The organism is Propionibacterium ruminifibrarum (assembly GCF_900289195.1).
GTDB classification, from domain to species: Bacteria; Actinomycetota; Actinomycetes; order Propionibacteriales; family Propionibacteriaceae; genus Propionibacterium; species Propionibacterium ruminifibrarum.
In genome coordinates this window covers 156,381-177,512 of the sequence record NZ_OMOH01000004.1, presented here as the reverse complement: position 1 = coordinate 177,512, position 21,132 = coordinate 156,381, and the positions used below count along the sequence as shown (strand labels likewise).

General features: G+C 71.5%; 17 protein-coding genes. 7 read left to right on the top strand and 10 right to left on the bottom strand.

The genetic code is table 11. The annotated features are described in order from the left end of the window. The first annotated feature begins 167 nt into the window (after positions 1–167). Both ppdK and PROPJV5_RS06100 read left to right on the top strand, forming a co-directional pair. The gene (ppdK, locus tag PROPJV5_RS06105; protein ID WP_119715454.1) at positions 168–2,825 is read left to right on the top strand and encodes a pyruvate, phosphate dikinase; all 2,658 of its coding nucleotides are present in this window, start codon (positions 168–170) and stop codon (positions 2,823–2,825) included. Between the two features lie 118 nt (positions 2,826–2,943). Beyond that, a complete protein-coding gene (locus tag PROPJV5_RS06100; RefSeq protein ID WP_119715453.1) occupies positions 2,944–4,716 on the top strand; it encodes an FHA domain-containing protein in 1,773 nt (590 codons plus the stop codon). 32 nt (positions 4,717–4,748) lie between these two features. On the opposite strand, the gene PROPJV5_RS06095 is transcribed toward PROPJV5_RS06100, so the two are convergent. The 3 genes from PROPJV5_RS06095 to PROPJV5_RS06085 form a co-directional block, all read right to left on the bottom strand. Beyond that, entirely contained in the window at positions 4,749–4,955 is a 207-nt protein-coding gene (locus tag PROPJV5_RS06095) for a hypothetical protein (RefSeq protein ID WP_147385367.1), read from the bottom strand. 110 nt (positions 4,956–5,065) lie between these two features. Beyond that, positions 5,066–6,733 carry a sensor histidine kinase gene (locus PROPJV5_RS06090; protein ID WP_182858596.1) on the bottom strand — a complete coding sequence of 556 codons (1,668 nt, stop codon included), beginning with the start codon at positions 6,731–6,733 and terminating at the stop codon, positions 5,066–5,068. 73 nt (positions 6,734–6,806) lie between these two features. Continuing rightward, positions 6,807–7,541, bottom strand: a complete 735-nt coding sequence (locus tag PROPJV5_RS06085) for a response regulator transcription factor (RefSeq protein ID WP_119715450.1) — start codon at positions 7,539–7,541, stop codon at positions 6,807–6,809. A gap of 359 nt (positions 7,542–7,900) precedes the next feature. Between PROPJV5_RS06085 and PROPJV5_RS06080 the strand changes: the two genes are divergently transcribed. From PROPJV5_RS06080 to PROPJV5_RS06070, 3 genes are all read left to right on the top strand, one after another. Continuing rightward, complete coding sequence (locus PROPJV5_RS06080) at positions 7,901–9,154, top strand: inorganic phosphate transporter (RefSeq protein WP_119715449.1); 1,254 nt, start codon at positions 7,901–7,903, stop codon at positions 9,152–9,154. Further along, the gene (locus PROPJV5_RS06075; RefSeq protein ID WP_119715448.1) at positions 9,151–9,378 is read left to right on the top strand and encodes a hypothetical protein; all 228 of its coding nucleotides are present in this window, start codon (positions 9,151–9,153) and stop codon (positions 9,376–9,378) included. The genes PROPJV5_RS06080 and PROPJV5_RS06075 overlap by 4 nt, the downstream gene beginning before the upstream one ends. Positions 9,379–9,451: 73 nt before the next feature. After that, positions 9,452–11,194: an alpha/beta-hydrolase family protein gene (locus PROPJV5_RS06070; protein ID WP_119715447.1), complete on the top strand. Its 1,743-nt coding sequence runs from the start codon at positions 9,452–9,454 to the stop codon at positions 11,192–11,194. Positions 11,195–11,223: 29 nt separating this feature from the next. On the opposite strand, the gene hrpB is transcribed toward PROPJV5_RS06070, so the two are convergent. The 7 genes from hrpB to PROPJV5_RS06040 all read right to left on the bottom strand — a co-directional run bounded on the left by hrpB (position 11,224) and on the right by PROPJV5_RS06040 (position 18,239). Next, a complete protein-coding gene (hrpB, locus tag PROPJV5_RS06065) occupies positions 11,224–13,812 on the bottom strand; it encodes an ATP-dependent helicase HrpB (protein ID WP_119715604.1) in 2,589 nt (862 codons plus the stop codon). Positions 13,813–13,951: 139 nt separating this feature from the next. After that, positions 13,952–14,725: a uroporphyrinogen-III C-methyltransferase gene (gene cobA / locus PROPJV5_RS06060; RefSeq protein WP_119715446.1), complete on the bottom strand. Its 774-nt coding sequence runs from the start codon at positions 14,723–14,725 to the stop codon at positions 13,952–13,954. A gap of 29 nt (positions 14,726–14,754) precedes the next feature. Further along, entirely contained in the window at positions 14,755–15,573 is an 819-nt protein-coding gene (locus tag PROPJV5_RS12700) for an energy-coupling factor ABC transporter ATP-binding protein (RefSeq protein ID WP_220474357.1), read from the bottom strand. Continuing rightward, complete coding sequence (gene cbiQ, locus PROPJV5_RS12695; RefSeq protein WP_220474356.1) at positions 15,570–16,373, bottom strand: cobalt ECF transporter T component CbiQ; 804 nt, start codon at positions 16,371–16,373, stop codon at positions 15,570–15,572. Before cbiQ ends, PROPJV5_RS12700 begins: the two co-directional genes overlap by 4 nt. Next, positions 16,370–16,795: an energy-coupling factor ABC transporter substrate-binding protein gene (locus PROPJV5_RS06050; RefSeq protein WP_119715445.1), complete on the bottom strand. Its 426-nt coding sequence runs from the start codon at positions 16,793–16,795 to the stop codon at positions 16,370–16,372. Before PROPJV5_RS06050 ends, cbiQ begins: the two co-directional genes overlap by 4 nt. Then, positions 16,788–17,510 (bottom strand): energy-coupling factor ABC transporter permease, encoded by a 723-nt coding sequence (locus PROPJV5_RS06045; protein ID WP_119715444.1) that lies wholly within the window; start codon positions 17,508–17,510, stop codon positions 16,788–16,790. Before PROPJV5_RS06045 ends, PROPJV5_RS06050 begins: the two co-directional genes overlap by 8 nt. A 330-nt stretch (positions 17,511–17,840) precedes the next feature. Beyond that, positions 17,841–18,239 carry a VOC family protein gene (locus PROPJV5_RS06040; RefSeq protein ID WP_220474355.1) on the bottom strand — a complete coding sequence of 133 codons (399 nt, stop codon included), beginning with the start codon at positions 18,237–18,239 and terminating at the stop codon, positions 17,841–17,843. A 293-nt stretch (positions 18,240–18,532) separates the two neighbouring features. Here PROPJV5_RS06040 and PROPJV5_RS06035 point away from each other — a divergent pair, with 293 nt between their 5' ends. Together PROPJV5_RS06035 and gad are read left to right on the top strand one after the other, a co-directional pair. Next, entirely contained in the window at positions 18,533–19,429 is an 897-nt protein-coding gene (locus tag PROPJV5_RS06035) for a LysR family transcriptional regulator (RefSeq protein ID WP_119715443.1), read from the top strand. Positions 19,430–19,706: 277 nt separating this feature from the next. Then, positions 19,707–21,131 (top strand): glutamate decarboxylase, encoded by a 1,425-nt coding sequence (gene gad / locus PROPJV5_RS06030; RefSeq protein WP_119715442.1) that lies wholly within the window; start codon positions 19,707–19,709, stop codon positions 21,129–21,131. The last annotated feature ends 1 nt before the right edge of the window (position 21,132 follow it).

The following is a 21,132-nucleotide window of genomic DNA, read 5'->3' as shown; positions in this document are numbered from 1 at the left end:
ACCAGTAGTGGGTGGCCGGTCGGTCCGCACAATCGAAGAGACAAGTGGAATGCAGGCGTCACAGCCATCGGTGCCGACCCATCGTCAGCGCTGGCCGTCGCCGGTGGGTGTTACGGGCGTCCGGCAGGGGCCCGCCCACGCAGAGGCATGTCAAAGGAGAATGCGCAGTGAGTGAAAAGTACATCTACGACCTGTCCGAGGGCGACGCTTCGATGAAGCCGCTCCTGGGCGGTAAGGGCGCCGGTGTCGCCGAGATGATGCGTCTCGGTGTTCCGGTTCCCGACGGGTTCACCGTCACCACCCAGGCCTGCATCGAGACCATGAACAACAACGGCGAATGGCCCGATGGTCTCCGCGATCAGATCGCCGACGCACTCGCCCGCTTCGAACAGCGCGCCGGCCGCGTGCTCGGCGCTACGGAGAAGCCCCTGCTCGTCTCCGTCCGCTCCGGCGCCGTCGTGTCGATGCCCGGCATGATGGACACCATCCTCAACCTCGGCATCTCCGACGAGTCGGTCGGCGCCATCGCCGCCGAGTCCGGCAACGAGCGTTTCGCCTGGGACTGCTACCGCCGCTTCATCCAGATGTACGGCGAGGTCGTCGAGGGCCTCAGCTCCCACGTCTACGAGGACGCGCTGACCGCCATGAAGCAGGCCAAGGGCGTCGAGGCGGACACCGACCTGACCGCCGAGGACCTCAAGGAGCTCACCGCCGAGTTCAAGCGCATCTCCAACGAGGAGCTGGGCGGCAACTGGACGAACGATCCCCGCGAGCAGCTGTTCCGCGCCGTCGAGGCCGTCTTCCGCAGCTGGCAGAACCCGCGCGCCCAGGTCTACCGCAAGGCCAACCACATCCCCGATGACCTCGGCACCGCCGTCAACGTCATGCAGATGGTCTTCGGCAACCGCGGTGACACCAGCGCCACCGGCGTCTGCTTCACCCGCAACCCCTCCACCGGCGAGAAGGCCCTGTACGGCGAGTTCCTCACCAACGCCCAGGGCGAGGACGTCGTCGCCGGCATCCGCACCCCGCGCCCGCTGTCCGAGCTCAAGGACGTGCTGCCGGAGGCCTATGACCAGCTCATCGCCACGATGGGCACGATGGAGAACCACTACCGCGACATGCAGGACATGGAGTTCACCATCGAGAACGGCAAGCTCTACATGCTGCAGACCCGCAACGGCAAGCGCACCGCCGCCGCCGCGCTGAAGGTCGCCGCCGATCTCGTCGACGAGGGCCTCATCGACAAGGAGGAAGCGGTTCGCCGTATCGAGCCCGAGCAGCTCGACCAGCTCCTGCACCCGGCCATCGACCCCAACCACACCGCCAGCCCGGTCGTCACGGGCCTGCCCGCCAGCCCCGGCGCCGGCGTGGGTGCCGCCGTCTTCGACGCCGACACGGCCGCCGAGAAGGGCGCCGCCGGCGAGCCCGTCATCCTCATCCGCTTCGAGACGACCCCCGACGACATCCACGGCGTGCTGCAGGCCCAGGGCGTGCTCACCGCCCACGGCGGCATGACGAGCCACGCGGCCGTCGTCGCCCGCGGCTTCGGCAAGCCGTGCGTCGCCGGCGCCACGACGATCAAGATCGACCCCGACGCCAAGACCGTCACCGTCGGTGACACCGTCATCAGCGAGGGCGACATGATCACCATCAACGGTTCCACCGGCGAGGTCTTCAACGAGGAGCTCACGCTCATCCCGCCGCGCCTCAACGAGGACTTCCTGAAGGTGGTCGGCTGGGCCGACGAGATCCGCGACCTGGGTGTCGAGGCCAACGCCGACAACGGCCCGGACGCGGCGAAGGCCCGCGAGCTGGGCGCCGAGGGCATCGGCCTGTGCCGCACCGAGCACATGTTCTTCGGCGAGCACCGCCTGCCGGCCATGCACGAGATGATCCTCGCCACCAACGACGAGGAGCGCCAGAGCGCCCTCGACAAGATCCTGCCGATGCAGCAGGACGACTTCGAGGCGATCTTCACCGCGATGAAGGGCCTGCCCGTCACCGTGCGCCTGCTCGACCCGCCGCTGCACGAGTTCATGCCCGACCTGGTCAGCCAGGCCCTCAAGGTGCAGGAGCTGGAGCTCACCGGCGCCGACGAGGCCACCCTGGAGTCCGAGCGCACGCTCCTGGCGCAGGTCCGCAAGCTGCACGAGCAGAACCCGATGCTCGGCACGCGCGGCTGCCGTCTGGGCATGCTCTACCCGCAGATCCCCGACATGCAGGCCCGCGCCATCACCCGCGCCGCCCTGGCCGTCCTCGACCGTGAGGGCGAGACCGTGCAGCTGCAGATCATGATCCCGCTCGTCCACTTGGAGCAGGAGCTGAAGACCCAGCGCGAGATCGTCGTCAAGGCCGTCGACGACGAGCTCGCCAAGGCCGGCAAGCAGCTCGACTACAAGGTCGGCACCATGATCGAGCTGCCGCGCGCGGCCCTGTGCGCCGACCAGATCGCCGAGCACGCCGACTTCTTCAGCTTCGGCACGAACGACCTGACCCAGACCACGCTGGGCATCAGCCGTGACGACGCCGAGAACGGCTTCCTCGGCTGGTACGAGAGCTCCGGCGTCGTCCAGCGCGACCCGTTCGCCACGATCGATGTCGACGGCGTCGGCCAGCTGGTGAAGATGGGCGTCGAGAAGGGCCGCTCGGTGAACCCGCAGCTCAACACGGGCATCTGCGGCGAGCATGGCGGCGACCCCGACTCGATCGCCTTCTTCCAGACGGTGGGCCTGGACTACGTGTCCTGCTCGCCGTACCGCGTCCCGATCGCCCGGTTCGCGGCGGCCAAGGCCAAGCTGGCCCAGGCAGACGCCGCGAAGTGACCGCACATGGGCGCGGGGCCGCGAGTCGGCCCCGCGCCCATTGACTGTGACCGGTCATGACGGGTCACAATGAAGAAAGACCGCTCAGGCGGTGAAGCCGATGAAAGGACCACGACGCATGGCTGACCAGGTCAACGACGCCGCGAACGCACAGTCCCGGAACTTCTCCCACGCCGGGCTCGGTGGCTGGCGAGTCACCTACCAGCCCGGCTCGTGGCTCGTGCTGTCCGGCCCCAGTTCGCTCGTGATGCTGGACGCCCAGCCCGGTCAGGCCAGCGAGTTCGTCAACGACCTGTGGGAGGACGTCGTCGGCGCCGCCTCGGTCGCCGCTCTCGTGAGCAAGCTCGCGGCGCGTGGCCTGGACCGCATCGCCGACCTGGTCGTCCTGTTCATCGAGAACGGGGTCATGCGCACCCTCGTCCGTGGCGGGGTGCGGGTGCTCGACGCCGACACGGGGGCGTCCCTCGTCGAGGGCACCGGTGTCATCACGTGGCGTGAGGCCCAGATCCCCACCGGCCGCGTCCGGGTCGACGTCGGCCAGACCGGCGGCGGGCTCGAGCTGCCGCTCGTCGTCGGCGCGGCCCAGTGCTCCGGCCTGCTCGTCGACCTGGACGACCTGCCGCCCGTAGCCGTCGAGGAGCAGCCCGTTGCCGTGGCCCAGCCGGACGATGGCGCCCAGGGCGACCAGTGGCATCCGGTCGCCGGCGACGTTCAGGGCGCCGCGGAACTCGGGGTCGACCACCACCGCGACTGGGGCGGCCCGGTCAACCAGGAAGAGCAGGCCGAGGAGGGCCAGGGCCCGGCGGCCGAGACGACCGGCCCCGTCGGCACGGTGCAGCCCGCCGGTTCGTCGGTGTCCACCATGAAGTTCGACGTCCTCGCCGACACCTCCGACGACCAGGACGACCGGCCGGCGTCCACCTCGGCGGCATCGCCGACCGGCCCCTATGAGCCGCAACCGGCTCAGGGCGAGCAGAACGAGCCCGCCGACAACGCGGCGATGAACTGGATGGCGCAGCAACCCCGCGACGACTCCTTCATGTACGAGAAGACCGAGGTGCTCGGGAACGGTCCAGGGCCCCTGGGCGGCCCCGGGCAGCCCTCGCCCAGCAGCTACCAGCAGGGCCCGGCGGCCGATGAGGCCGCCGCTCAGCAGTACGCGGCCGATGAGGCCGCCGCTCAGCAGTACGCGGCCGATGAGGCCGCCGCCCAGCAGCAGCCCGGGAACGACTCGCCGCCCGCCTGGGACGGCACGCCGTGGACCCCGGCCGACGGCTACGGTCCGGGGCCCTCGGCGGGCTATGGCCCCGGCGCCCCGCAGGAGCAGTACGTCCCGGCCGAACGGACCCTCGGCCAGGAGGCCGTCGGCGCCCCGCAGGAGCAGTACGTCCCGGCCGAACGGACCCTCGGCCAGGAGGCCGTCGGGGCCCCCGGGGACCAGGGCTCCGGAGGCCCGCAGGAGCAGTACGCTCCGGCCGAACGGACCCTCGGCCAGGAGGCCGTCGGATCGTCCAGCCCCTCACGTGGCGATTGGTCGCCGCAGGCGCAGCCCAGGGCCTTCGCCCAGGTCGTCACCATCAGTGGCCTGTCGCAGCCGCTGAACGGCCCGCTGCTCATCGGACGCTCCCCGCAGCTGCCCGAGGGCATGACGGCCGAGACCCTGCGCGTCCCGAGTCCGCATCACGACATCTCGCGTTCCCACGTCTACCTGGAGCCACAGGACGGCCAGATCCTCGTCGCCGACATGAACTCCACGAACGGCACGATCATCTACATGCCCAATGCGAACCCGCTGCGGCTCGAGGACGGCCAGTCGATCCTCGTCCCGGTGGGTACGACACTCGACCTGGGGGACGGCGAGCAGGTCAACCTCTCGGTGCCGTTGAGCTGAGCGGGTGCCCGGCCGAGGCGGCCCGGCGCGGGTCAGCGCCGCCTGCGCGTCACGATCGTCTGCACGACGGCGATGACGGCCGGGGTGAGCGCCAACGCGACGTGCAGGGCACGGGACCGCATGACGCCGCCCGCGACCCGGGTGAGGCCGCCCCGGCTGCGGCGCACGGTGCTGAGCGCGCCTGATGGGCGCTGCTCGTCCTGTTCCCCCGACTCGGTGTATGAGACCAACTGCGACATCGTGATCGCCCCCGACATGCTTCCGGTTCCCGGGCCGGTGGCCCCGGCCCGCCCTGACTCTCAGAGTACGACAGGGCCGAGAGCCGTGCCGCAGACACGAGCGCTCCGGTTCAGCGGCGCCCGCGGAAGGGCCCCTGACGTCCCTTGGCCCTGGCGGCCGGACCGGACAGCGGTTCGTCCACGAGCGTGTCGTCCACCTCGCCCGGCTCCACGATGCGCGGCATGCGCAGCGTGAAACAGGAGTAGCCGGGACGGGAGTCCACCGTTGCACTGCCGTGGTGGGCGTTCATGACCGAGGCCACGATCGCCAGGCCCAGGCCGGTGGAGCCCTCCTCGGAGTGGGTGCGTGCCGTGTCGGCGCGGGCGAAGCGTTCGAAGACGTGGTCGATGATCTCGGGCGGCACGCCCGGGCCGTTGTCCTCGACGGTGATCACCGCGTCCCGGCCGTCGGCCCGCAGCGTCGTCGTGACGACCGTGCCGGCCGGCGTGTGCTTGCGGGCGTTCGACAGCAGATTGGCGACGACCTGGTGCAGCTGGAGCTCGTCGGCGCGCACCATGAGCGGGCTGTCGGGCAGGTTGAGCTGCCAGGTGTGGTCGCGGCTGGAGACCTGCGCGTCGGAGACCGCGTTGAGCACGACCTCGCCGGTGTCCACGTCGGTGAACTCGGTCTCGCGGCCGGCGTCGAGACGGGCCAGCAGGAGCATGTCGTCGACGAGCGAGCTCATGCGCCGCGCCTCACTCGCGATGCGGTTCATGGCGAACTCGGTGTTCTCGCTGAGCTGCTCGGGACGTTTGAGGCTGAGTTCCGCGTAGCCGCGGATGGCGGCCAGCGGGTTGCGCAGCTCGTGGCTGGCGTCCGCGACGAACTGTTTGACCTTCGACTCGGACTGCTCGCGGGCCTTCAGCGCGCCCTCGACGTTGTCGAGCATGCGGTTGAAGGAGCGGCCGACGCGCCCCACCTCGTTGCGCGGGTTGAGGTCGCGGGCGTCGAGACGGTCCGGCAGGGTGACCAGGCCCGTCTCGAGGTCCATCTCGGAGACGGTGTTGGCCGTGGTCATGAGGCGGTTGAGCGGCGCCAGCGTCTGCCGCACGACGGCCGTCGCGGCGACCGCCGAGGCGACGATGGCGAGCCCCACGATGATGGCCTCGGCCATGATCAGCCGCTGCATCACGCGGGTCCACTGCGTCATCGGGACCCCGACGTAGAGCGTGCCGCGCACACTCGACGTGGAGCCGTCCTCGCCGACGATGGCGACCATGACCGAGCGGGCCATGATCCGGTAGCCGCCCAGCTCGGGCAGCTTGATGTCGTGGGGCTTGCCGTCCGCGGTGATCTCGGCGATCTTCGTGTTCACCTCGTCGGAGGTCTTGACGGTGTTGCGCCGGTCGACGTCCTCGATGATGCCCTGGACGTTGTCCTCGGTGTCGATGAGGACGACGACGGCGCCGACCGGCAGGCCGCCCAGCGGGACGTCGCTCGTGCCGAAGATCGAGTCGGTGGCCGAGGTGCCCTGGTTCTGGCCGTCCGATGTGTCACCCCCCGAACCGGAGGGGCTGTCCTGCGGCTGCTTACTCGTCGCCCCCTGCAGGCCGAGGGCCTCCGCAAGCTGGGCGTCCACCTGCTGCACCAGGATGTGGTGCACCATGATGGCGCTGAACATGCTCAGGATGATCGCCACGACGGCGACGATCGCGCTGAGCCGGACGACGAGCTTGTAGCTCAGCGTGCCCCGGCCCATCGGGTGCCAGGGCTGTTCCCCCCCGCCCCCATCGGACATCGCGGCGTGGTTCTCTTCGGAATCGCTGACGGCAGCCAGTTCGTCGGATGTGGGGGGAGCGGAGCGTTTCGGCTCAGCCGACTGCCGGCTTGAGAACATATCCGGCGCCCCTCATGGTGTGGATCATCGGTGCGCGGCCGGCGTCGATCTTCTTGCGCAGATAGCTGATGTACAGTTCCACGACGTTCGCCTGGCCGCCGAAGTCGTAGTTCCAGACCCGGTCGAGGATCTGCGCCTTCGACAGCACGCGCTTGGGATTCCGCATGAGATAGCGCAGCAACTCGAACTCGGTGGCGGTCAGGTGGATCTCCTCACCGCCCCGGGTGACCTCGTGCGAGTCCTCGTCCAGGACGAGGTCGCCGACGATCAGCTCGGACTCGGAGCGCTTGGAGGCGGCGCCGCTGCGGCGCAGCAGGGCGCGCAGGCGCGCCATCACCTCCTCGACGCTGAAGGGCTTGGTGACGTAGTCGTCGCCGCCGGCGGTGAGGCCGTTGATGCGGTCGTTGACGGCGTCCTTCGCGGTGAGGAAGATGACGGGCACCTCGGGCTGTTCGGCGCGGATGCGGCGCATGACCTCGAGGCCGTCGAAGTCGGGCAGCATCATGTCGAGGACGACGGCATCGGGGTGCACATCGCGGGCGACGCGAACCGCTTCCGAACCACTGGCCGCGGTGCTGGGATCCCAGCCCTCGTAGCGCATGGCCATGGACAGGAGCTCGGTGAGACTCGGTTCGTCGTCGACGGCGAGCACGCGGATCGGTGTGCCGTCTGGACGTGAGATCGTTTCCGGAGACTGTGGACCTGGCATGTGTCTACTGTGACAGCTCTTCTCCTGACCTTTCTATACATCTGCTTTCGGTTTTCTGTGAGAAGAACAGGTGCTGATCGGTGCGCGCGGGGCCGGCGGCCGCCGATGCCGCGGTCCGTGCGCGCGGGACCGGCGGCAAGATGAACACTTGGTGAACAGGGGCGCCCCGTCCTGGGGCGGCAGGCTCGGATGCGCAAGAATCGAATTCGACAACCAGATGTCGCCCAAACCCTGCGGACGTCTCGTCCGGAGGGTGGACATCCCGGGGCGACCGGTCCGATCGAGCCGGACTGCCATGATTGCGTGAGGTGCGTGATGACAGCAGTTGCAAGCGACTGTCCTGACAGGCGTGAGCATCGATGATGACATTGGCTCTCGTGGTGATCGTCGTCATCACGGCTCTCGTGTTCGACTTCACGAACGGCTTCCACGACTCCTCGAACGCCATGGCCACCTCCGTGGCCACCGGCGCCTTCAAGCCCCGGACCGCTGTCGCCGTGGCGGCCGTCCTCAACGTCGTCGGCGCCTGCCTGTCCACCGAGGTCGCCAAGACGATCAGCTCCGGCATCGTCAATGACTCCCTGGTGACCCCGACGATGGTCTTCGCGGGTCTGGCCGGCGCCATCATCTGGAACCTCGTCACGTGGCTGCTCGGCCTGCCGTCCAGCTCCTCGCACGCCATGTTCGGCGGGCTCATCGGCGCCGTCCTCGTCACGGCGGGCCACAATGGCGTGCACTGGGGCGTCATCATCTCCAAGATCGTGCTGCCCGCGCTCGTGGCGCCCTTCGTGGCCGGCGTCGCCGCCGCGGTCTCCACCTGGTGCGCCTACCGCATCACCAGCCACTCGGTGACGCACGCCAGCAGGTCCTTCCAGATGGGTCAGCGCGTCTCGGCCTCGATGGTGGCCCTGGCGCACGGCACCTCCGACGGGCAGAAGACGATGGGCATCATCACGCTCGTCCTCGTGGCCGCCGGCATGCAGGAGCCCGGCACCCACCCGCACTGGTGGGTCATCGCCCTGGCCGGCGGCGCCATCGGGCTGGGCACCTACTCCGGTGGCTGGCGGATCATGCGCACCATGGGCAGCCGCCTGGTGAAGGTCGAGCCGCCGCAGGGCTTCTGCGCCGAGACGGCCTCGACCGTCGCCATCCTGGCCTCCAGCCACCTCGGTTTCGGCCTGTCCACCACCCACGTGTGCACCGGCTCCATCCTCGGTTCGGGCGTCGGGCGGCGCACCAAGGTCAACTGGTCGATCGCCGGCCAGATGGGCAGCGCCTGGATCGCCACCCTGCCGTGCGCGGCAGTCGTCGGAGCCCTGGCCGGCTGGCTCGCCGAGCGCGGCATCGTCGGCATGCTCATCGTGAGCGCGCTCCTCGTCGCGGCGGCCGTCGCCATCCTCGCCAAGGCAAACCGCAACAAGGTCCACCGCGACAACGTCAACGACACGCCCGCTCCCGGTGCCGAACGCACCGTCGAGGACGTCCCGGCACCTGCCGGCACCGTCGCGCACGAGGCCGAGCTGGTGCTCGACGACGCGAGGGAGCGCGGCGCCGGCCTCCTGCCCGGGCAGGACCGGGGCCAGCGCCTCACCGGTAGCGGAGTCGGCCCGTGAACATCAACTGGGGTGCGCTGGGCGTCGTCAGCCTCGTCACCCTGCTCGGCACGGTCTTCGTCGTCTGCGTGGTCTCGTGCGCGGCACTCCTCGTCGACATGTCACACGCACGCGCCCAGGCGGGCCGGCCCTCGCCGGCGCTGAGGGCCGCCGCCATCGCCCTCGTCTGCTGCTGCGTGGCCATCCTGCTGTTCGGCCTGTGGGTGATGATCCCGTACTTCTGACGGACCCGGCCGGCCCGCCGGCGGGTGGAGCACCGCCCCGGCCGGACCGCCAGGCGCCTCTAGACTGGTCGGCATGCGGCTGCACCGTCCACACCCGAGCCCCGGCCACCGGCCGCGCATCCGCCGACCGCACGCCGAGCCGCCGTCGGTGGGGGGTTCGATCGGTGCGTTCGCCGGATATGTCGCCGCGTACTCGCCGTCCCTGCTGCCACGCACCTGGACCTTCCAGGGCGTCGTCGCCGCCGTCTCGTCCGCCTTCGGCTACCAGGTGGGAATGCTCACCGGGTGGGGCGCGGGCCTGCTCGGCGACGTGCTGGGCATGCGGTTCGACCCCAGGCGACTCGGCCGGGGCGCCCAGCGCGCCCTCACCGCCGCGGCGCTCACCGCCGCAGCGGCCGCCGCCGTCGGGGTCCCGCTGGCGGCCCTGCGCTCCCAGCGCCGCACGGCCCGGGCCTGCCGCGCCGACGAGCCGACGGCCGGCTGGCAGCTCGCCTCGGCGGCCGCCGGGGCGGGCCTCTTCCTGCTGCTCCAGGCCCAGTGGCGGGCCACCGCCGCGGCCATCGACTGGGTCGGTTCGCGGCTGCACGGCCGTATCGCCTGGCGGGTGGCCGAACGTCTCGTGGCGACACTCGTCGTGCTGACCACCATCGTCGTCATCTTCGACACCGTCATCCTGCACGGCGTCATCCAGGTGGGACGCACCGCCTCGGGCCGTCTCGACCTCACCACGCCCGAGGGCATGCACGAGCCCGCCTCACCCACCCGGTCGGGCAGCCCAGACTCGCGCGAGGCCTGGTCCTCCCTCGGCCTGCAGGGCAAGATCTTCGTCACCGGCGGGCCCGACGCGGCGCGCATCGAACAGGTGACGGCCCGCCCGGCTAAGGAGCCGCTGCGGGTCTACGCGGCGATGGGTTCGCGCAGCCTGCGGGGCGTCACGGAGGCGGTCCTGGCCGAGATGGACCGCACCGACGCGTGGCACCGTGCGCACCTGTGCATCGTCACCACCACCGGGCGCGGCAGCGCCAACGAGTGGAGCGCCTCGGCCTTCGAATACCTGACCGGGGGCGACTGCTGCACCATCGGCATGCAGTACTCGGGCCTGCCCAGTGCCATCACGCTGTTCACCGACAAGCAGATCCCCGTCGTCGCCTCGCGAGCGCTCTTCGACGCCATCGAGCACCGCCTGTCGACGCTGCCCCCCGGGCAGCGGCCCCGGGTCCACCTGGCCGGCGAGTCGCTCGGCGCCTTCGGCTCCAACGGCGTCTTCGCCGATGTGGAGGACCTGCTCGCCCGCGTCGATGGCGCCGTCTGGATGGGGGCGCCCGACTTCACCCCCCTCAAGTCCGAGCTGACCGTTGGCCGCGACGAGGGGTCGACGGTGGTCGTGCCGGTCGTCGACGACGGCCGGCACGTGCGCTTCGCCGGCCAGCCCTGGCACCTAACCCACTCCGAGTTCGGTCGCGAACTCGGCCCCTGGGCGTTCCCCCGGATCGTCTACCTGCAGAACGACACCGACCCCGTCGTGTGGTGGGGCACGAGACTGCTGTGGCGCAAACCCGAATGGTTCGACGGGCTGCGTCCTGCCGGCAGCACGATGGCGCGCATGCACTGGGTGCCGTTCGTCACCTTCTGGCAGGTGGCCTGCGACATGCCCGTGTGCGCGCGCATGCTCGAGGGCTTCGGCCACAAGTACTCGGCCACGCAGGTCGTGCCCGCCTGGGCGTCGGTGCTCGGCGGTGAGCCCACCGACGACAACCAGGCGATCATCGACGCCCTGCTCGAGGACATCCGCGGCAGCGGCCCCCGGCGGCACTGACCGGGTGCCGGGCCGCCAGGCCGGGAACGCTACCGGCCGGACCGGGTCGTCCCGCGGCGGGCCGGGGCGGTCAGCGGGTCCTGCGGCCACGGGTGTTTCGCGTAGCGGCCCCGGTTCTCGGCTCGCACCTGGGGGTAGACGTTCACCCAGAAGGACGCCAGGTCGTCGGTCAGCGCGAGCGGCCGGCGGGCCGGGCTCAGCAGCTCCATGAGCACCGGGACGCCGGCGATGCTGGGGCCGTCCCGCATGCCGAAGCACTCCTGCAGTTTCACGCTGAGCACGGGCGGGCCGTCCGTCCCGGCGGCCGGGTACCGTACGCGGATGCGCGAACCGGTCGGCACCTCCACGCGCTCCGGCGCGATCTGGTCGAGTTCGGCCAGCCGGCGCCAGTCGAGGAGTTCGCGCAGCGCCTCGGCCATGTCCACGTCGTAGGTGCTGGAGCAGACGCCCAGCCGGTGGGCGAGCCAGGCCGGCGCCCGGGCGGCGAGCGACTCGGCGCTCATGTCCGGCCACGGCCCGCCCCGTGCCCGGTGCACGAAGGCGAGCCGGTCGCGCAGCGCCAGCGCCGCGTCCGACCAGCGCAGCAGCCCGGGGCCGTCGAGCCCCAGCCCCTGCACGGCGAGCTGCTCGACGGCGAACGCCTCCTGCTCCTGCGGCCTGGGCGTGCAGGGCGTACTCGACAGGACGATCGCCCCGAGCCGTCGTTCGACGCGACCCCGGATCCGGCCGCTGCCGCGGTCCCAGCTCAGCGCGGTCGACTCGTCCACGGCGGGCCCGGCTGCCAGGGCGGTGGCCTCGTCGATGGGGGCCGCTGCCCGCACGAGGCTGCCGGAGGTGTTCGTCCGGCCGGTCTCGACGCGGCTGAGCCGGCCGATGGCGAGCCACTCGTGGCGGCCCAGCGGGCCCGGCGGGACGTCGGCGCCGGTGCCCGCGACGGTGAGGAAGGAGCGGCCGTCGGCGCGCCGACGGGCGATCCACTCCGGGTGCGCCAGCGCGGTGACCAGCCCGATCGCCCGGGACGACGGGGACGTCTGAGGCCGGCCGGCTCCGGTCTCGTCGCCTCCCGCCGGTGGTTCGGTGCGGTCGGCCGGTGCGCCCGGTTCGGGCCGGGACGCGAGGGCGGCCAGCCGCGCGGTCTCACGCGCCCACTCCCGCGCCCGCGGCGTGCCGCCGCCGGCCAGCGCGCGGTACTGGGCGACCAGGTCGCCGTCGGCGGGTGCGTCCTCGGCGGCGAGCATCGCGACCACCTGGGCGGCGGCCCGCGCACCGACCCGGTCCGCGCCGTCGAGGAGCGCCCGGGCGAGCCGTGGCTCGGCGGGTATCCGGGCCAGGCGGCGGCCCAGGTCGGTGACGCGCTCGCCGGCGTCGAGCGCGCCGAGGCGCTGCAGCAGGCCGACCGCCCGGTCGGCACCCGCCGCCGGCAGCGGATCGGGAAGGGCCATCGAGACGCCGCGCGCGTCCCCCCAGCAGGCCAGGGTCAGGACGGCGCCCGACAGGTCGGCGACCCGCACCTGCGGGGTGGCCTGAGCGGCCATGCCCGCCCACTCGTCGGCGCCGAAGCAGCGCACCGCCGTGCCGGGGCCGAGCCGGGCCGCCCGGCCGGCCCGCTGCTCTGCGCCGGCCCGCGATTCGCGGATCGTCACCAGGCCCTGCACGCCGCGTCCCGCGTCGAAGCGGGGTTCGCGCGACAGGCCGGAGTCGACGACGGCCCGCACCCCGGGCACCGTGAGGCTCGACTCGGCCACGGAGGTGGCCACGATGATGCGTGGCACGTCGCCGCCGGCCAGCACGGCGTCCTGCTCGCGGGCCGACTGCGCGCCCGACAGCCCCAGCGTCTCGACGCCGGGCACCCGGATGAGTCCCAGCAGGTCCGCCACGTCGCGCCTGGTTGGGACGAAGACCAGCACCGAACCGTCGGTGCGCGCCGCCAGCTCCTCGGCGAGGCCGGCCAGGTGCGCGGCGATGGCGCGCGACAGGCGCCCGCGGTGCGAGGCGGCCGCGCCGCCCGGCACGGGCGCGTACGAGACCTCGAGGTCGAAGAGCGCGCCCGGTGCGTCGATGACCCGCGCGGCGGGCCCCAGCAGCTCGGCCCAGGCCCCCGCGTCGAGGGTGGCGGACATGACGGCCAGCGTCAGGTCGCCGCGCAGTTCGGCCACGTCGTGGGCCATGGCGAACGCCAGGTCGGTGTCCAGGTCGCGTTCGTGCACCTCGTCCAGGACGATCGCCCCCACACCGGTCATGTCCGGATCGCCCAGCAGCCGGTTCACCAGGACCCCGGCCGTCACGAACTCGACGCGTGTCGCGGCGCTGGTGCGGGACTGCCCCCGCACCGTGAAACCCACCTCGCGTCCGAGCCGCACCCCGGCCAGGTGCGCCAGCCGGCGGGCCGCGGCACGGGCCGCCATGCGCCGCGGCTGGGTCACGACGACCCGCCCGGGCCGAGCCGGGTCGAGCCCCTCCAAGACGTTGGCGAGGACGGCCGGGACCACCGTCGTCTTGCCCGAGCCCGGGGGAGCGGTGACGACCAGACGCGCACCGGCCGCCGCCGCGGCCCCGGCCAGCTGTGGGGCCCGTTGCCCGACGGGCAGTCCCGCCGCGATGGTGGCGATGTCGAACACGTCCGAAGTCTGCCACGCCCCCGCCACAGCGGGCAGCCCCTGGGGCGGGCGCGGGTGTGTGTCGTCCCCGGCCCCGGGGCACGGCGAGCGGCCGCGTGGCCGTGGACGGCTGCGCCGGCCGCGATGGGGTACGGCAGGCTCAGTGGTCGCTCGGCGCCCGGCGCTCCGGGTGGTCGAGGTCGATGGCCGCCAGCTCGCCGACGACGACCAGCGACGGGGGCCGCACCCTGCGGGCGGCCATCGCCTCGGCGGCCTCGCCGAGGGTGGTCGTCCACGAGTCCTGGTCGTGCAGCGAGGCGTTGGACACCACGCCGACCGGCGTGGCGGGGGGCAGCCCGCCGGCCATCAGCTCGGGGGCGATGTCGCGCAGGTGGGCGACACCCATGAGGATCACCAGCGTGGTCCGCGTCCTGGCCAGCTCCCGCCAGGGCACCTCCGAACGCGGGTCGTTCGGCGAGACGTGCCCGGAGACCACGGTGAAGCCCTGCACCAGGTGGCGGTGCGTCAGCGGGATGCCCGCCAGCGCCGGGCCCGAGGTCGACGAGGTGACGCCGGGCACGACGCGCACCGGGACGCCCGCCTCCGCGCAGGCCTGCCACTCCTCGCCGCCGCGGCCGAAGACGAAGCAGTCGCCGCCCTTGAGCCGCACCACCCTCTCGCCCGCCTGGGCGTGGGCGACGAGCAGCTGGTTGATCCGCTCCTGGGGCACGTACTCGCCCTGCGGGACCTTGCCGACCGGGATGCGTTCGGCGCCGGCCGGCGCCTCGTCGAGGACCTCGGCCGGCGCCAGCCGGTCGTAGAGCACGGCGTCGGCCTGCCGGATGGCCTTGAGCCCGGCGAGGGTGATGAGATCGGGATCACCGGGTCCGCCCCCCACAAGGGTGACGGTGCCGGGCTGCAATGTGATGTCCATGTGTCCTTCCTTGCCCGCCGACGCGCGGCTCAGTGCGTGCCAGGCTCGGTGAGCAGAGCGATGGCCTGCTCAAGATTACGGGGTCGCTGCCGGTATCCCAGCGCCGCGGCCAGGGCAAGGGGCCAGGGCGTCTCGAGGTGGGCCCGTGCGACGAGTTCGGCGTCGGCCAGCAGCTCGTCGGCGGGCCCCTGACGCACGGTGGCGTCGTGGACGACGGCGACCTCATCGGCCCAGTCCAGGGCCAGCGCCACGTCGTGGGTGGCCATGAGGATCGTCGTGCCCGCGGCCGTGAGCCGGTCGAGCGCCTCGCGGGTCTGGCGGACACCGGCCGGGTCGAGGCCGGCGGTCGGCTCGTCGAGCAGGAGCAGGTCGGGGCGCATGGCCACCGCCCCGGCCGTCGCGACGCGTTTGCGTTCGCCGTACGACAGGTGGTGGGTGGCGCGTTCGGCCAGGTGGTCGGCGCCGAGCAGCCGCAGCGCCTCGTCGACCCGGTCGCGCACCTGCTCGGCGGGCAGGCCGAGGTTCATCGGTCCGAACGAGACGTCCTGGGCCACGTCGGCGCTGAACAGCTGGGCGTCGGGGTCCTGCAGCACCATCTGGACGTGGCGGCGGTGCTCGCGCAGCGCCCTGCGCGACCACGCCAGGGGCTCCCCCTCGCGCAGGACACGGCCCGAGGCCGGCTCCAGCGAACCGGCCAGGACGCTCATGAGCGTCGTCTTGCCCGAACCGTTCGCGCCGAGCAGCGCGAGACGGGTGCCCCGTTCGATGCGCAGGTCGACGCCGTCCAGCACCTGTGGTCGGCCGGGATGCCCGGCGAGGATGTGCTCGGCCTCGAGAAGTGCTGTCACAGTGCGGAAACCCCCCAGCTGATGGCCCAGATCGCCGCGATGACGACGACGGTGGTGACGATGAAACCCGGTGAGGCGGTGCGCCGCACCGGCAGGGTGGCCAGCGTGGTCTCGAAACCCCGATGGCTCATGCCCTCGTTGAGACGACCCGCCCGCTCCCAGGCCAGGACGCCGATGGCGCCGATGGCCGCTGCCGTGTTCTCCCAGCGGCGACGCAGGCCCCGCATCGGCCCGACGGGGTTGTCGCCGAGGCGGCAGCGCTGGGCCTCCATGACCGTGAGCATCGTGTCGAGCAGGACGAACAGCAGGCGGTAGGTCAGGTTGGCGATCTCCAGCAGCGGCTCGGGGATGCGGAAGCGGCGCAGCCAGGTGAGCAGGTCGACCATCGGCGTGGTGGTGGCCAGCACCATGACGGCCAGCGTCCCCGCCATGCCGTGCAGGAACAGGCGCAGGGCCTGGGCGGCGGAGGTGGGGCCGATACTGAGCGCGCCCAGGCTCCACCACGCGTCGGTGGGGGACTGGCCCACCGAGAAGAGCACCGAGACGCCGCCCAGCACGAGGAAGATGGCGGGGCCGGTCATCGCCTCGGCCAGGACACGCGGGCCGATCCGCGCCGAACCGATGATGAAGCAGACGGCGGCCACCGCGACCAGGACGGTGCCCGGCCAGACCGGCGTGAGCAGCGCGGTGAGCACCAGACCCATCGAGCAGAGCACCTTCTCGCCGACGCGGCGACGCCGCCACGGGGAGTCCCAGGCGGCGTCGTCGAGGGCGTTGATGTGGTGCGAGTGGGCGCTCATGCGTCCGACTCGGTCGGTGCGGTCCGGTCGAGCGCCTGCGCCCCGGCCGTCTCCGCATCGGCCACCCGGGCGGCCTCGGTCGAACCGTCCTCGGACGCGTCCCGGCGGGCCGCGGCGTGCCGGCCGCTCATGCGGCCGAGGCAGAAGAAGATGATGCCCGAGCCGATGGCCGCCTGGATGGCGAACAGGCCCGACTCGACCTCGCCGGCCGGCTCGAACAGCGGCTCGAACCAGGGTTCGGCGCCGGCCTCCTCGGCCGCCTCGGTCGCCGCGTCGTCCGTGCCGCCGAAGGCCTCTTCGGAGCCGCCGGCCATCTGGTTCCCCACGACGAGCGAGATGAGGAAGACCAGGACGACCGCGCCGAGCAGGGCCCAGCTCACCCACTTCTTCTGGCTGGTCAGGGTGCTTGATGTCTCAGGCATGCGAGCCCTCCTTCGCGGTGGCGTCGGACGCGGGGTCGGCGGCCCGGCCGCCCGGTACGAGGTCGAGGCCGAGACCGGCCAGCTGCGGGGCGGCGACCTTCACCAGGAAGCGGAACAGCAGGATGCCGAGGAAGCCCTCCATGATGGCCAGCGGGATCTGTGAGACGGCGAAGACGCCCAGGAACTTGGCCGCCGCACCCAGGACGCCGCTGGAGGCGTCCGGGAAGGCGAAGGCCAGCTGCAGGCTGGTCACGCAGTAGGTGGCCAGGTCGCTGAGCGCCATGCACAGGAAGATCGCCAGGGCGTTCGGGCCGTGCAGCTTCTTCGTCAGCAGGTAGACCCAGTAGCCGATCCACGGGCCGGCGATGGCCATGGAGAAGGTGTTGGCGCCGAGCGTGGTGATGCCGCCGTGGGCGAGCAGGAGCGCCTGGAAGATCAGCACGATGAGGCCCATGAAGGCCATGACCGGTGGCTTGAACAGGATCGCCCCCACGCCGGTGCCGGTGGGGTGCGAGCTCGAGCCGGTGACGCTCGGCAGCTTGATGGAGCTCAGCAGGAAGGTGCAGGCGCCGGCCGTGGCCAGCAGGAGCTTGTTCTCGGGGCGTTCCCGCACCTCCTTGACGATTCGGTAGGCGCCGTGGACGACGAATGGGGCGGCCGCCGCGTACCAGATGGCGCATTGGACAGGGGGGAGAACGCCTTCAGCGATGTGCATGAAGTCATTCCTTTCTCGGGATCGTGCGTCCCGTCGTGGAAAGGGTCCGCCGAGGCGCAGTTCCTGACTCCCGTCCCGCAGGGCGTGCACAGTGGCGCGACCGTGCCGGCTTCTCCCGGCTTCCTGCCGCCTCGGTGGCTGTTCGCGTTGTTCAGTTGTGTTCCGAGTATCGCACCGCCGCTTCCCGTCGGTCTCCTCGGGCCGGCCGGTGGCCCGGGAAGACCGATGAACGGGCGGGCCCGCCGGCGTGATCCTCATCGTCCGGCATGGTGGCGGCCCGGTGGGGCTCGCATGCGATGTGGCGGAGGGCCGGCGCAGGGCCCGTCGTGGTCAGCCGAGGGTGTAGAACTCCAGGGCGATGTTGTCCGGGCCGCGGAAGGCCAGGAGCGAACCCATCGCGCCGGCGACGATGCCGCTGTGCTCCACCCCGGCGTCGTCGAGCCGGCCGGACCACGTCTTGAGGACGCCGGCATTCGGCACCGCGAAACTCAGGTGGTCCAGCCCCACCCGATGCTCGTCGAAGGGCCCGGCTATCCCCGCGGGCCCGTGGCTCACCAGGCTGAGCGTCACGTCCCCCAGACGGATCATGGCCTTCGACATCGGGCCGATGTCGAACCGCTCCACCTCTTCGGCGCCCAGCACGCTGGTGAACCACTCCACGCTGGCCTGAAGGTCGGTGACGGTGATGCCGATGTGGTGGATGCCGGCAATCCCGGGATTTCTGCTCATGGCCCCGAGTCAACCACCTGCGCCCGCCCCGGGGAAGCGTGTCCCGTCGGTCCATCGGGGCCACGGCGGTACGGGCGGTGCGCGCACGACGGGCCGCCGCCGTGCTCAGGTGGCCCGGGCGGTGTCGGCCATCCAGATCGTCGGCCCGATCCGCACGCCCTGGAGGCCCCGGGCGGGGCCGTTCGGCGCGGCGTGGCCGACAGGAATGTCACATCCGGGGCACAGCTGGCACCTGTTCGCGGCTGCCTACACTCGCCTTTTTGTGAACGACCTGGTGGGAGGCTGAGGGCCGCATGCTCCTCAGACAGTTGGAGTACTTCGTCGCGGTGGCGCACGAACGGCACTTCGCCCGCGCCGCTGAGGTCTGCGGGGTCTCCCAGCCGACCCTCTCCGACGGCGTGCGCAAGCTGGAGCAGGAACTCGGGATGCCACTCATCCGCAGGGGCCACACCTTCCAGGGGCTCACCCCCGAGGGCAGCCGCCTGGTGGTCTGGGCGCAGCGCATGGTCGACGACCGCCGGGCCCTGCACGACGCGGCCGCGGTCCTGCGATCGGGGCTGAGTGGAACACTGCGCGTCGGGGTCGTCCCGGCGGCCACCACCACGGTCGCCAGGGTGCTGGACAGATTCTGCGCCGAGCACCCGCTGGTCGAGGTGCACATCGAGTCGATGCTGTCCACCAACGACATCATCCAGCAGATCTCCAACTACGACCTCGACGCCGGCATCTGCTACCCGGTGGGCAACGAACTGGTGCGCTACCGGCCGCTCTACGACGAGACCTGGGCCTTCCTCGCCCCCCAGCACATGGTGGACGAGGCCGCGGAGTCCATCACCTGGGCGCAGGCGGCCAGCTACCCGCTGGTGATGCTCGGCCCCACCCACGGCCTGACGCCCATGGTCGGGGCCTTCGAGGCCTCCGGCGTGACTCCCCACATCACCATCCGGACCGACTCGGTGGCCTCGCTGTTCGGCTTCGTCAACACCGGCCGGTGGGCCAGCGTGGTGCCGGACCGCTGGGTGCTCGACTCCGGGCAGGTGACCGACCTGGCGCTCCTCGAACTCGTCGAACCGGTCGTCCAGACCCGGATCGTGCTGGCGCACCGCTCCGCCGAGCCCATGAGCCCGGTCGTCGAGGCGCTGGTCGAGTCCGCCGTCACCGTGTGCTCCAGCGCCGCGGGCGCTCGGTGACGCAGCCGCCGGGGGAACGGCAGGTGATCTGAACCTCGGGGCCGCCGGCGAGGTCGGCGTTCGGGCCTCACCGGGGGCCGGCAAGCGCCTCCGGGTTGAATCTGCGCCCAGGACAGGACGGCCCCGGCCCGCGATGACACCCTGAGCTGGCCCTGATGGTGCACCCTGATCCTACCCTGATAGGTGGGGGCTATCGGGCGATAGGTGCTTCTCGTGGCACGGAATGCACATTGGTGAAAACCTTCGGGCAACCCACTTGCTGAGAGGAGTTTTCGACATGTCACGATCAGTTTCGCAGTGCTCGACTGCCCAGGCCCTGTCCTCGGTCAAGGATCTGGGAGCCAGCGAGCTCAACCCGCTCTTCGCCCGTCCTGGAGAAGCCTCCGATCTACCGAAGTTCCGGTTCCCCAGCACGGAGGCACTGCCCGAGACCGCCTACCAGGTCGTCCACGACGAGGCGATGCTCGACGGCAACGCCCGGCTCAACCTGGCCACCTTCGTCGGCACCTGGATGGACGACCACGCCAACCGGCTCTACCTCGAGGCCGCCGACAAGAACATGATCGACAAGGACGAGTACCCCCGCACCGCCGAGATCGAGACCCGGTGCTGGACGATGCTCGCCGACCTGTGGCACGCCCCCGACCCGCGACACACCATCGGCACCTCGACGATCGGGTCCTCGGAGGCCTGCATGCTCGGCGGCCTGGCCCTCAAGCGCCGCTGGCAGAAGGCCCGCAAGGCCGCCGGGAAGTCGACCGACAGGCCCAACCTCATCATGTCGAGCGCCGTGCAGGTCTGCTGGGAGAAGTTCTGCAACTACTGGGACGTCGAACCGCGCTTCGTGCCGATCAGCGAGGAGCACAAGGTGCTCGACGGCCACGGGCTCGAGAACTACGTCGACGAGAACACCATCGGCGTCGTGGCGATCATGGGGGTCACCTACACCGGCATGTACGAGCCCGTCGCACAGATAGCCCGGGCGCTGGACGCCATCGAGGAGCGCACCGGTCTCGACGTCCCCATCCACGTCGACGGCGCCTCGGGGGCCATGATCGCCCCCTTCGTGCAGCCCGACCTGGCGTGGGACTTCCGCATCAAGCGGGTGGCGTCCATCAGCACGTCGGGCCACAAGTACGGGCTGGTGTACCCCGGCATCGGCTGGGTCGTGTGGCGCGACGAGGCGGCCCTGCCCGATGAACTCATCTTCGAGGTCTCCTATCTCGGCGGGCAGATGCCGACGTTCGCGCTCAACTTCTCCCGGCCGGGCGCCCAGGTGCTGCTGCAGTACTACATGTTCCTGCGGCTCGGGTTCGACGGCTACCGGCGCGTGCAGACCAACAGCCGCGACGTGGCCCGCTACCTGGCCGGTGAGATCGCCGGCATGGGCCCGTTCGAGCTGTGGAACGACGGCTCGGACATCCCCGTGTTCGCCTGGCGGCTGCGCGACGGGCACACGGACAGGTGGGACCTGTACGACCTGTCCGATCGGCTGCGCATGAAGGGCTGGCTGGTGCCCGCCTACCCGATGCCCGACGACCTCACCGATGTCACGGTGCAGCGGATCGTCGTCCGCAACGGGCTCAGCCACGACCTGGCCGACGCCTTCCTCGAGGACCTGCGGGCCGAGGTCGCCTACCTCGACCGGCTCGACGGGCCGCTGCCCCACGAGTCCGGCCGGCCCGCGGCCTTCCACCACTGAG

Bases quoted from the DNA above. Each gene is read 5' to 3' on its own strand.
- PROPJV5_RS06100 (WP_119715453.1), top strand. From the start codon at position 2,944: ATGGCTGACCAGGTCAACGACGCCGCGAACGCACAGTCCCGGAACTTC.
- PROPJV5_RS06095 (WP_147385367.1), bottom strand. From the start codon at position 4,955: ATGTCGCAGTTGGTCTCATACACCGAGTCGGGGGAACAGGACGAGCAG.
- PROPJV5_RS06090 (WP_182858596.1), bottom strand. From the start codon at position 6,733: ATGTCCGATGGGGGCGGGGGGGAACAGCCCTGGCACCCGATGGGCCGG.
- PROPJV5_RS06085 (WP_119715450.1), bottom strand. From the start codon at position 7,541: ATGCCAGGTCCACAGTCTCCGGAAACGATCTCACGTCCAGACGGCACA.
- PROPJV5_RS06080 (WP_119715449.1), top strand. From the start codon at position 7,901: ATGATGACATTGGCTCTCGTGGTGATCGTCGTCATCACGGCTCTCGTG.
- PROPJV5_RS06070 (WP_119715447.1), top strand. From the start codon at position 9,452: ATGCGGCTGCACCGTCCACACCCGAGCCCCGGCCACCGGCCGCGCATC.
- cobA (WP_119715446.1), bottom strand. From the start codon at position 14,725: ATGGACATCACATTGCAGCCCGGCACCGTCACCCTTGTGGGGGGCGGA.
- cbiQ (WP_220474356.1), bottom strand. From the start codon at position 16,373: ATGAGCGCCCACTCGCACCACATCAACGCCCTCGACGACGCCGCCTGG.
- PROPJV5_RS06050 (WP_119715445.1), bottom strand. From the start codon at position 16,795: ATGCCTGAGACATCAAGCACCCTGACCAGCCAGAAGAAGTGGGTGAGC.
- PROPJV5_RS06045 (WP_119715444.1), bottom strand. From the start codon at position 17,510: ATGCACATCGCTGAAGGCGTTCTCCCCCCTGTCCAATGCGCCATCTGG.
- PROPJV5_RS06040 (WP_220474355.1), bottom strand. From the start codon at position 18,239: ATGAGCAGAAATCCCGGGATTGCCGGCATCCACCACATCGGCATCACC.
- PROPJV5_RS06035 (WP_119715443.1), top strand. From the start codon at position 18,533: ATGCTCCTCAGACAGTTGGAGTACTTCGTCGCGGTGGCGCACGAACGG.
- gad (WP_119715442.1), top strand. From the start codon at position 19,707: ATGTCACGATCAGTTTCGCAGTGCTCGACTGCCCAGGCCCTGTCCTCG.